Below are 10,913 nucleotides of genomic sequence, written 5' to 3' on the forward strand. Positions count from 1 at the left end.
GCGAGCCATCTGGCCGGTAGGGGGCGTCCTACGCGCCGGTGGGGGCGTCGCGTTCCGGATCCAGTGCCGCCAGCAGGTCGTGCAGCTCCTCGAACAACCCCGGCGCCGCGCAGATCGTCAGCTCCGGGTTGTACGGCTTGCCGCGCAACCCCCCGATCCTGGCCCCCGCCTCGGCCGCGACGAGCCCGCCCGCGGCGTGGTCCCAGTACTGGGTGCCGCGCTCGTAATACCCGTCCACCCGGCCGGCCGCCACCGAGCAGAGGTCGACCGCGCACGAGCCGCCACGCCGGATGTCCCGCACCCGGGGCAGCACCTGCGTGAGCACCTCGGCCTGGACCACCCGCCTGGACGCCGCGTAGCCGAAGCCGGTGGCGATCAGCGCCCGGTCCAGCGGCACGCCGGTGTTGCAGTGCAGCCGCTCCCCCGCCAGCCAGGCGCCGCCGCCCTTGACCGCGGTGTAGAGCTCGCCCATCGGGACGGCGTTCACGACGCCCGCGACGATCTCCCCGTCCACCTCGACGCCGATGCTGATCGCCCAGGCGGGCAGGCCGTACAGGAAATTGACGGTGCCGTCGATGGGGTCGACGACCCAGCGGACGCGGCCCTGGCCGGGAACGTCGCCGCCTTCCTCGCCGAGGATGGCGTCACCGGGGCGGACCGCCTTGATCCTGGCCCGGATCAGGTCCTCGGTCTCCCGGTCGAGGGCGGTGACGACGTCGGTGGGGCTGGACTTGGTGTCGATCACCTCCGGGCGGGCCGGGCGTTTGGCCAGGAGCAGTTCTCCGGCTTCGACGGCGATGTCCTTGGCGAGGGCGAGCAGATCGTCAGGGAGCATGCCCTCAGGCTACCGAGTCGGCCACTGTTCACCGAGATCGATCAGGCCGGAGATGGCCGGGGGGTCGAACGCGGGTTCCACGTGCCGGTAGAGGAAGGTGAGGACGGTGTCGTACCAGGCGATGGCATTTCCGGGTTTGAGGATCCAGTGGCCCTCGTCGGGGAAGTAGAGGAACTGGGATTCGACCTCAGATCGGCGTAGGTCCCACCAGAGGCTCAGCGCCTCGCCGATCGGCACCCGGTAGTCCTTGTCGCCGTGGATCACCAGCATCGGTGTGGTGATCTTGTCGAGCGTCTGGTGCGGGGAGAGCCGCTGGCTGATCGGCCCGCCGGGCTCGCCCCACTCGCGCTGCCAGAACATCGCGGCATCGGTGGTCCCGGCGAACTGCCCCAGGTTCCACAGGGAGGCATGGGTGACGATCGCCTTGAACCGGTCGGTATGCCCGGCCACCCAGTTGGCCATGTAGCCGCCGAACGAGCCGCCCATCGCGGCGGTCCGCTGGTCGTCGATCTCCGGCAGCTTGAGCGCGGCGTCGGTGATCGCCATCAGGTCGCCGAAGGTGGCGGGGCCCCAGTCGCCCCAGCCCCGGTCGAGCATCGCCTGGCCGTACCCGCTGGACAGGCAGGGGTCAGGGAGCAGCATGGCGTAGCCGTGCGCGGCCATGATCCACGGGTTCCACCGCCAGGACCAGTCGTTCCAGCTGCTCACCGGGCCGCCGTGGATCCACAGCAGGAACGGCGCGGGGTTCTCGGCGCTGGCGCCCTCGGGGAGGACCAGCCAGGCGCGGATCTCGGTGCCGTCCTCGGCCATGGCGCTGACCTCGGTGAGGGTGCCGGGGAGTTCCATCGCGGGGGTGGGGGTGGGCAGGTATTCGAGCGTGCCGTCTGGGGCGATCCTGACCGGCGCGGGGGCGGCGTCGACCGCGCCGCGCAGCGCGTAGAGGCTGCCGTCGGGGGCGGGGTTGAGCTCGGCGTAGGCGCCGTTGTCCGGGGTCAGTCTGATCGGGCCGCCGCCGTCGAGGGGGATCCGGAAGATCGGGCGGCGGCCCTGGTGGTCGGCGGCCACGTAGAGGCAGTCGGAGCCCCAGGCGAGGGCCGCCGGGAAGAGCTCACCCCCGAGAGCCCGCCCTTCGCCGGTGGTCAGGTCGATCACCCACAGTTCGAGGGCGAGGGAGCGCTCGATCGTGCCGTGCCGCTCCCGGACGCAGGCGACCTGGCGTCCGTCGGGTGAGATCCGGACCGGGCTGGTGAAGTCATGCGCCTCGGAGGTGGCCAGCACCCGCCGCTCGCCGCCGGTGATGGCGACCAGTTCGGACCGCGAGGTCCCCGCGCCGGTGGGGATCCGCCAGGTGGTGATGACGGTGGAGCCGTCGGGCGTGACGTCGAAGGAGGCTTGGTCGAGGGCGCGGCCGGGGTCGGGGGTGAGGTCGGTCCCGTCCAGGGTGAACAGGCGGGGCTGGGCGGGGCCGAGGTCGTGGTCCCAGTAGCGGATCGGGTAGTCGTCGTAGAGGACCGCGCTGACGCCGGCGTCCTTGCGGGCCTTCCTGCGGTCGGCCTCGGTGGCGGAGTCCCCGGGGAGCACCTGGGCCGCGTACACGATCGTGCCGCCTCCCGCCCGTACGACGCCGATCCCGCCGGGGCGGGTCGCCAGGCGGTGGGGCTCGCCGCGCTCGGGCAGCAGCCACAGCGCGGCGGCCTCGGAGTCGGAGTCCTTCTCGGTGGGGTCGGGGCGGCGGGAGACGAACAGCAGCTCGCCATCGGGGGTGAACTCCGCACCCGCTTCTCCCTTCGCCGACCGAGTCAGCCGGTACGGCTCCGCGTCCGGATCCAGCGGTATCTCCCAGAGCGCCGTCCCATACGCCTTCTCATCAGGGTCGAGGGACTGCACCACGGCGACCAGCCGGGTCGCGTCGGGAGACAGCCGCAGGGCGGTCACCCGCGGAACCGCCACGTATTCGCGCACATTCTGGAAGATCGAGGTCATCGTCCGAACCTACCTCCGGCCGGGCACATACCGAGAGGAGAACCGGCGGGATCCCGGCCTACCCTGGGGACATGGGGAATTATGACGCGCTCGTCGTGGTGTCGTTCGGCGGTCCCGAGCGGCCGGAGGACGTGTTGCCGTTCCTGGAGAACGTCGTGCGCGGGCGGGGGGTGCCGCGCGAACGGCTGCTGGAGGTGGAGGCGCACTACCAGGGGTTCGGCGGGGTCAGCCCGATCAACCAGCAGTGCCGGGATCTGGTCGCGGCGCTGGAGAAGGTCGTGGACGTGCCGGTGTACTGGGGGAACCGGAACTGGCATCCGTACCTGGCGGACACGCTGCGGCAGATGGCGGCGGACGGGGTGCGGCACGCGGCCGCGTTCGCGACGGCGGCGACCAGCTCGTATTCGAGCTGCCGGCAGTACATCGAGGACATCGCGCGGGCGACGGCCGAGGTGCCGGACGCGCCGCGGCTGGTGAAGTTGCGGCATTTCTACGATCATCCGGGGTTCATCGCGGCGATGGCCGATCACACGTGGGGGGCGCTGGCCGAGGTGGGGGCGGACGCGCGGCTGGTGTTCACCGCGCACAGCATCCCGCTGTCGATGGCCGCCGCGGCCGGGCCACAAGGCGGGGCCTATGAGGCCGAGTTGCGGGCCGCGTCGGCGCTGGTCGCGCAGGCGGTCGGGGCGGACGGCTTCGACCTGGTGTGGCAGAGCCGCAGCGGGCCGCAGCGGGTGCCCTGGCTGGAGCCGGACGTCTGCGACCACCTGGAGAAGCTGCGCCGCGAGGGGACCGAGGCGGTCGTGCTGGTGCCGATCGGGTTCGTCTCCGACCACATGGAGGTCAAGTACGACCTGGACACCGAGGCGGCGGCCAAGGCCGAGGAGCTGGGCATGCTGCTGGCCCGGGCGGGCACGGCGGGCACCCACCCCAGATTCGTCTCGATGATCAAGGAGCTGATGGCCGAGCCGGAGCCGGTCCCGTGTCCGGCCACCTGCTGCGTCATTGGTTCGGGTAGGCCAGCGCGTACGCCTGCGACAGGTTGAGCACCTTGTCGACGTAGGACCACGAATGGTTGTAGTGCCAGACGGCCTTCCTGAGCTGCTCGCCGCCTTGTCCTGCCTTGTTAGCACATAGGTAGTTGGCGGCCGACGGCACCGCGTCGTAGGCGCTCCAGATGTCGGAGACGCCGTCGCCGTCGCCGTCCACGCCGTACGCCTTCCAGGTCGCGGGCATGAACTGCATCGGGCCGAGCGCGCCCGCCGAGGACGGGCCGTTGTTCCGGCCGTGGCCGCTCTCGACCTGGCCGATCGCGGCCAGCACGGTCCAGGACAGGCCGGGGCAGACCCCGGCGCCGCGCTGGTAGAGCTCCAGGTAGCTGTCGGGGCGGCCGACCAGGACCTGGCGGGCCGCCACCGCGGTCTGCCGGGGCGTGGGTTCGGCGCCGACCGCGACCACTTGGGCGTCGCCGCCGAGCAGGTCGCGGACGCGCTGCTGGTTGACGTGCTGGCCGTGGACCAGGACGACCACGCCGGAGGCGAAACCGAGCTCGGCGCCCAGTTCCTTGCCGATCAGGCCGTCCACGCCGGGGAAGCCGAGCGCGGCCGAGGCGGCCACGCGGAGCCGGGGGCCGCCGTCGAGCTGGTATTCCGCGCCCAGGACCATGCCGAGCCGTTTCATCACACCGGCGTCGGCCACGATCTCGCCCCGGGCCAGCGCGCTCCACACGGCCGGATGGTCGGCCACCACCTTGGGGGTCCAGGACCGGAACTGGGCGGGGTCCACGGCCAGCAGCCGCAGTCCGGTACCGGCCACCCGGACGGTTCCGCCGTCCACGACCGCGACCTTCTGCACGTTCTTGACCTTGGCCAGGTCGTGCAGGACCTTCGCCGGGACCTGGGCGGCGGCGACGGCGAGCAGCCTCGGCGGGGTCACCTGGACGCCGGGGCCGCCGACGACGGGCGGGGCCGACGGCAGCGTGCGGTCGGGGACCAGCGCCTGCCGGGGAGAGCCCACCGCCGTCTCGCTTTCCGTGCCGCCTTCCGTGTCGCCACGGACGAGCAGGATCACACTGCCCGCGGAGACGGTCACCGTGATCAGAACGGCGAGACCGGCCACGAGCCCGCGAAGCGGCGTGAGCCAGGGAAGATCGGACACCCGGTTCACGCTAGTAGCTTAACGGCGGAAAACTCACTTGCCTTCCGGCGTGCCTGTGCGCCATGGTCGGGATGGGTCTATTAGTTAGAAAGTCGTGATCTGGACAGCCGCAGCGGTGAGTCGCCTGGTCGGCGGCTATGCGGCTGTCTATGGGACGGGTTTCTGACTAATAATGGGGAAGATATAGCTGTCCGCGTGCCACCCCCATGGCCGCAGCCGACCCCGGTCGGCGTGCCCGGACGCAGTACATCGTGCCCAGGGCGCGCGAGAGGGGTTTTGTCATGGTCGGGCCGTACCGTGGGCTGTTCAGCATGCGTGGAGCGAAATCGTTTGTGCTGGCGGGGTTCGTGGGGAGGATCCCGATCTCGATGCTCGGCATCGGCATCACCCTGCTCGTGCACTCCATCACCGGTTCGTACGCGACCGCGGGAGCCGTCGCCGCCATCGTGTCGCTCGCCTTCGCCGTCGCCGCGCCGCTGTCCGGCCGATTGGTGGACCGGTTCGGCCAGGCCAGGATCCTCGTGCCGTTCGTCCTCGTGCACGGCGTCGCGCTGTCCGGGATGATGCTGCTCGCGCACGCGCACGCCCCTACCTGGACATTATTCGCGTCGGGCGCGATCGCCGGGGCGTCGGCCACCTCGCTCGGCTCGATGGTCCGGGCCCGCTGGTCGCACCTGCTGTCGGACTCGGGCAAGCTGCACGCGGCGTTCTCGTTCGAGTCGGTCGCCGACGAGGTGATCTTCGTGACCGGCCCGGCGTTCACCGCCGTGCTGGCCACCAGCGTCAACGTGTACGCCGGGCTGATCGTGGTGATCGTCCTGACCGTGGGCGGCACGCTGGCGTTCGCGCTGCTCAAGGGCACCGAGCCGCCGGTCGTCCGGCATCGGGAGAACAAGGGCTCGCCGATCGCCATCCCCGGCGTGGCGCTGCTGTCCGCGGTGATGCTGGCGATGGGCGCGGTCTTCGGCTGCGTGGACATCGTCACCATCGCCTTCGCCGAGGAGCACGGCAACAAGGGCGCGGCCGGGTTCCTGCTCGCCGCCATCTCCGGCGGCAGCATGGTCTCCGGGCTCTGGTACGGCGCGCGCAGCTGGAAGATCGACCTGCGCAGCCGCCTGGTGCGGGGGCTGATCGTGTTCGTGGCCGGGTTCACGCCGGTGCTGCTCATGGGCGGCCTGCCGGCCATGGCGGTCGCGCTGTTCTTCGCGGGGCTGGCCATCTCGCCAACGCTGATCACCACGTTCTCGCTGGTGGAGCGGCTGGTTCCGGCGGCGCAGCTGACCGAGGGCATGGCCTGGCTGTCGACCTCGATCGGGTTCGGGGTGGCCGTCGGGGCGTGGGCGGGCGGGCATCTCACCGATAGTTACGGGGCGTCCAACGCGTACGGGTTCGCGTACGCGTGCGCCCTGCTGGCGATGCTGGTGGGGGTTGCCGGTTCGTCCTGGTTGCGGACACCGGTGGCTTCGGAGACCAGGTCATGAGTACCGTTCATCTTCATGCGGTTCGTTAACTGGGCGGGGAATCAGGCGGTCGTCCCCGCCGAGGTCCGGACTCCGGCGTCGGCGGGGGAGGTGGCGCAAGCCGTACGGGATGGGGCGAAAGCCGGGCGTCAGGTACGCATGGCCGGAACCGGGCACTCGTTCACCGGCGTGGCGCTGACCGGCGGGCTGCTGCTGCGGCCGAACGCGCTGACCGGCATCCTGGCCTACGGCAACGACTGGGTGCGGGTGGCCGCGGGCACGCCGCTGCACGTGCTCAACCAGGAGCTGGACCGGCGCGGTCTGGCGCTGGCCAACATGGGCGACGTCACCGCGCAGACCGTGGCGGGCGCGATCCAGACCGGCACCCACGGCACCGGGCGCGAGATCGGCGGGCTGGCCGACCAGGTCATCGAGCTGGAGCTGGTGCTCGCCGACGGGACGATCACCTCTGTCCGGGACGGCGACCTGTTCGACGCGGCCCGGGTCGGGCTCGGCGCGCTGGGCGTGCTGACGTCGGTGACCTTCCGGGTGGAGCCGTCGTTCCTGCTGCGCAGCCGGCGCGAGCCGATGTCCTTCCGGGCCATCCTCACCGACCTCGACGCGCTCACCGGCGAGAACGAGCATCTCGACTTCTTCTGGCTGCCGCACACCGACACCTGCCTGGTCAAGCGCAACAACCGGAGCCCGGGACCGGCCGCGCCGCCGAACCCGGTCCGGCACTGGGTGGACAACGTGTTCCTGGAGAACACGCTGTTCGGGCTGGCCTGCGCGGCCGGGGCCCGGTTCCCCGGGGCGATCCCGTGGATCAACGGGGTGTCGGCGCGGCTGCTGAGCCCGTCGGAGTCGGTGGACACCTCGTACAAGATCTTCACCAGCGTGCGGGAGGTGCGCTTCCTGGAGATGGAGTACGCGATCCCGCGCGAGCATCTCGGCCAGGCCCTGCGCGAGACCCGCGACCTGGTCGAGCGCATGGGGTGGCGGATCTCGTTCCCGATCGAGGTCCGGGTGACGCCGCCGTCGGGGGCGTGGCTGTCCACCGCGTACGGGCGGGACTCGGCCTACATCGCCTGCCATGTCTACCGGGCGACCCCGAATCCGGAGTATTTCGCCGCGGTGGAGGAGATCATGACGCGGCTGGGCGGGCGTCCGCACTGGGGCAAGCTGCACACCCGCGACGCGGACTATCTGGCCACGGTCTATCCGAGGTTCGCCGATTTCGCGAAACTGCGGGACGAACTCGACCCGGAGCGGATCTTCGGCAACGCCTATCTGGCGGGTGTGCTGCCCTAAACCCAGGGCTGGGTAAAGAGTGCGGCCCGGTGGCGTGTCCCGCGCCGCCGGTGTTCCGCGCGGGCGGCACATTGCGGGGGCGGGCCGTCCGGCCCCCCAAGCCGAGGAGCACGAGCATGAGACGGTTCGGCCTCTACCCGACGGCCGCCGTGGCGACGGCGCTGGCCACCACGGCCGCCCTCGCGACCGCGACCCCGGGTGGCGTCGCGGCGCTGCGGCGAGCGGCCGACGACGGGCTCCTGCCGTACATCGTGACCACCCGCGACGTGCGGGACGGGTGGGAGCTCGGGGCGCGGCTGCGCGTCACCCGCTACTACGCCGCGGTCCTGCCCGGGTTCGTGGCCTGGCTCAGCCCCGACCAGGTGGTCCAGCTGTCGGCCAGCCGCCGGGTGACCGGCATCGAACCCGACCGCCTGGTCGAGGCCCAGGACGTGAGCTGGGGGCTCGACCGGCTCAACCAGCGGGAACTCCCGCTGGACGGGCGGTTCGGGGCGCACGGCAGCGGGCGCGGCGTGACCGTCTACGTGCTCGACACCGGCATCGACGCGACGCACCGCGAGTTCGGCGGGCGGGCCGCCGCCGCCTTCGACGCCACCGGCGGGGACGGATACGACTGCAGCGGCCACGGCACCCATGTGGCCGGGATCGTCGGCGGGGCGCGGGTGGGCGTCGCCCCGGCGGCCAGGATCGAGGCGGTGCGGGTGCTCGGCTGCGACGGCACCGGCACGGTCTCCGACGTGATCGCCGGGCTCGACTGGGTGCGGACCAACGCCGAAGGCCCGTCGATCGCCAACCTGTCGCTGGGCAGCCCCCGGTCCCGGGCCTTGGACACCGCCACCACCGCTCTGGTCAAATCCGGCGTGCTGGTGGTCGCGGCGGCGGGCAACGGGGGCGGCGACGCGTGCGGGTCCTCGCCCGCCTCCGCGTTCGGCGTCTTCGGCGTGGCCGCCTCGGACGAAACCGACCAACGCGCGCCTTTCTCCAATTACGGACGCTGCGTCGACCTGTACGCCCCGGGCGTCGACATCGTCTCCACGTGGCCCGACAACACCCTTCGCCGCCTCAGCGGCACCTCGATGGCCTCCCCTTACGTGGCCGGAGTGGCCGCGCTGAAGCTGGGCGCCAACCAGTCGGAGACCCCCACTTCTCTGTTCACTTGGCTCAAGTCCACCGCGACGGGCGGCGTCATTGTGAAGAATCAGGGAAGGACCCCTAATCGCTTGCTGAACACCGCCAGCCTGTAGAAAGGTAAACGCGGCAAATGTGACCGGCGTCACATCGACTCCCCCACCCCTGGGGAAGGCGATGTTCGGACATGCCGGGTACGGTGCTGGAAGGCAACCGGCTCACGCGAGACACTCAAGGGTCCGGGGGAAGATTTCAGCTCGACGACGAAGGGACTCGCATGCAGGAGCTCCGTCTCGTCGCGGTGAGTGAGGACGGCACCTACCTCGTTCTGGCCACGGCCGGAAGGGGCACCCGGTTCACGCTGCCCGTCGACGATCGGCTCCGCGCTGCGGTTCGCGGCAACTTCTCCCGTCTCGGCCAGTACGAGATCGAAGTGGAGAGCCCGTTGCGTCCCAAGGAGATCCAGGCGCGTATCCGCGCCGGCGAGACCGCGGAAGAGATCGCGGCCACCGCCGGCATACCGGTCGAACGTGTGCGCTGGTTCGAGGGCCCCGTGCTCCAGGAGCGCGAGTACGTGGCCCAGCAGGCGCAGCGCGTCGCCGTCCGGCTCCCCGGCGAGAACACCCCGCGCCCGACGCTCGGCGAGCTCGTCGCCGAACGCCTCACCCGCCGCGGCGTGCCCGCCGACGAGATCGACTGGGATTCCTGCAAGCGCGACGACAACCTGTGGCGGATCAAGCTGGGCTTCGTGTGGAACGGTCACACCCGGCACGCGGAGTGGCTCTTCGACCCGCGGCGGCGGCACATCACGCCCTACGACGACGAGGCCATGCGCCTGTCCGCCGCCGAATACGTCGACCCCCCGCAGGAGGAGGCGACGGTCCGCCCCTTCGTGCCCCGCCTGGCGAGCAAGCTGGCACCCGTTCCGTCCTTCGAGCCCCGCTTCGAGCCCGAGCCGGTCGCCCCCTACGCGGAGCCCGGCGGCTTCACCGACCCCACCTACCCGGAAACCGCCTACCTCCAGCCACCCCCCCAGCGCCCCGCCTACACCGACCCAACCCCCCTGCCCGCACCACAGCCGGTGTCCGCGCCGGTACGGCCTGCGGCCTTCCACCCGGAGCCAATCCGCCAGGAACCATCGGCTCCCCCCACACCGATCTCCGCCCGCACCAACCCCACCGCCAAAGAGCCAAGCGCCCCTTCCGCCGCCTCTTCGCACCTTGAGCGGGTCCCGGAGACCGACCCCAATCCCAACGCCGCAACCCCCACCAATTCAAAGCCACAAACCCCAGCCGGCCCAACCACCACACCAGCCGGTCCAATCACCACGCCCGCTAGTTCGAACACCACGCCAGCCGGTTCAATCGCCACTCCGCCCCCAAGCCCGGCCACCGAACCCGCCCTCGTCGTGGACCCCGGCCCTTCCGCCGAGAAGACCGCAGCTGCCACATCGCCCACCGCAGCCCTGCCAGCGAACTCGACCGATGCAGCCGCCAGTGCAGCCACCGATCTCACCACCGAGCCCGCCACCCAGGCTGCCGCCAGCCCAACCCCTCAGGCCACCGCCACCCCGACCCCTCGGGCGGCCACCAACCCTGCCGCAGAGCCCATCACTCAGGCGGTCGCCGCAGCAGAGCCCGACATCAAGGCTGTCACCAACCCCGCGGAGCCCGTCACTCCGCCTGCCTCCGAAGCCACTACGCAGGCAGTCCCCGACCCCACCCCGGAACCCGCCGCCCAGCCTGCCGCCGCCCTCGCCGCCGAACCCACCCCAGAACCCGCCGCCGAGCCGACAACCATCGAATCGACGCCGAAACCCGAGCCCATCGTCGCGGCAACCCCCAAGAAGGACGGCAAACCCGCCGTAGCGGCAGCCATCATGGAGGCGGCCAAGCCCTCCGTCGAAACTCCCCTGGAGGAGCCGGTAACGGTCCCCGCCGCCCGAGTCCCCGACGAACCCCCCACCGACCCCACCCCAGCCAAAAACGGCACCCAACCCACCCCCAAGGACCCAAAGCCAGACCCACCCACCCCAGTCC

General features: G+C 71.4%; 8 protein-coding genes. 5 read left to right on the forward strand and 3 right to left on the reverse strand.

What is annotated here, in order from left to right:
- Positions 1-28: 28 nt before the first annotated feature.
- Together ABGB08_RS50750 and ABGB08_RS50755 are read right to left on the reverse strand one after the other, a co-directional pair.
- The gene (locus ABGB08_RS50750) at positions 29-835 is read right to left on the reverse strand and encodes an inositol monophosphatase family protein (RefSeq protein WP_347606483.1); all 807 of its coding nucleotides are present in this window, start codon (positions 833-835) and stop codon (positions 29-31) included.
- 9 nt (positions 836-844) lie between these two features.
- A complete protein-coding gene (locus tag ABGB08_RS50755) occupies positions 845-2,818 on the reverse strand; it encodes a S9 family peptidase (RefSeq protein WP_347606486.1) in 1,974 nt (657 codons plus the stop codon).
- 71 nt (positions 2,819-2,889) lie between these two features.
- On the opposite strand from ABGB08_RS50755, the gene ABGB08_RS50760 reads away from it, so the two are divergent.
- Entirely contained in the window at positions 2,890-3,864 is a 975-nt protein-coding gene (locus ABGB08_RS50760) for a ferrochelatase (protein ID WP_347606488.1), read from the forward strand.
- Here ABGB08_RS50760 and ABGB08_RS50765 read toward each other — a convergent pair.
- On the reverse strand, positions 3,821-4,975 hold the full coding sequence (locus ABGB08_RS50765; RefSeq protein ID WP_347606491.1) for a lytic transglycosylase domain-containing protein: 1,155 nt from the start codon (positions 4,973-4,975) through the stop codon (positions 3,821-3,823). The two genes, ABGB08_RS50760 and ABGB08_RS50765, sit on opposite strands and share 44 nt — an antisense overlap.
- Before the next feature lie 311 nt (positions 4,976-5,286).
- Here ABGB08_RS50765 and ABGB08_RS50770 point away from each other — a divergent pair, with 311 nt between their 5' ends.
- The 4 genes from ABGB08_RS50770 to sepH all read left to right on the forward strand — a co-directional run.
- Positions 5,287-6,456, forward strand: a complete 1,170-nt coding sequence (locus tag ABGB08_RS50770) for an MFS transporter (RefSeq protein WP_347606494.1) — start codon at positions 5,287-5,289, stop codon at positions 6,454-6,456.
- A gap of 15 nt (positions 6,457-6,471) precedes the next feature.
- On the forward strand, positions 6,472-7,746 hold the full coding sequence (locus ABGB08_RS50775) for a D-arabinono-1,4-lactone oxidase (RefSeq protein WP_347606497.1): 1,275 nt from the start codon (positions 6,472-6,474) through the stop codon (positions 7,744-7,746).
- 116 nt (positions 7,747-7,862) lie between these two features.
- Positions 7,863-8,990 (forward strand): S8 family peptidase, encoded by a 1,128-nt coding sequence (locus ABGB08_RS50780; protein ID WP_347606499.1) that lies wholly within the window; start codon positions 7,863-7,865, stop codon positions 8,988-8,990.
- Between the two features lie 161 nt (positions 8,991-9,151).
- Positions 9,152-10,913: septation protein SepH (gene sepH, locus ABGB08_RS50785; protein WP_347606502.1), on the forward strand; the 1,762-nt coding region annotated here is incomplete at its 3' end.

Origin of the sequence: Acrocarpospora sp. B8E8, from assembly GCF_039871605.1 — a bacterium.
Taxonomy (GTDB): Bacteria; Actinomycetota; Actinomycetes; order Streptosporangiales; family Streptosporangiaceae; genus Acrocarpospora; species Acrocarpospora macrocephala.